This is a genomic window from Stenotrophomonas sp. SrG (assembly GCF_050031795.1).
GTDB lineage: Bacteria > Pseudomonadota > Gammaproteobacteria > Xanthomonadales > Xanthomonadaceae > Stenotrophomonas > Stenotrophomonas rhizophila_A.
Genome location: NZ_JBNBBE010001347.1, coordinates 1 through 235, shown reverse-complemented (window position 1 = coordinate 235; position 235 = coordinate 1). Strand labels below are relative to the sequence as shown.

General features: G+C 74.9%; 1 protein-coding gene. It reads left to right on the top strand.

The features are described 5' to 3' along the window. Positions 1-40: 40 nt before the first annotated feature. A partial coding sequence (locus tag ACQG3P_RS23800; protein WP_426806427.1) for a histidine kinase dimerization/phosphoacceptor domain-containing protein occupies positions 41-235 on the top strand: 195 nt, incomplete at its 3' end.

Below are 235 nucleotides of genomic sequence, written 5' to 3'. Positions count from 1 at the left end.
CCTGAGCCGCGACCGCGGAGCCGCGGAGGAGCGCGAGCGGATGGCACGCGACATCCACGACACCCTCGCCCAGACCCTCGCCGGACTGGTGATCCTCGCGGAGCGGGCGGGCATGCAGTCGGCGGACGGGCAGTCGGATGCCGCGGCCACGACGATCGCCACGGTCGAGCAGGTGGCCCGCGAGGCGCTGACCGAGACCCGGGCTATCGTCGCGTCGACGGCGGCGGTTCCGTCG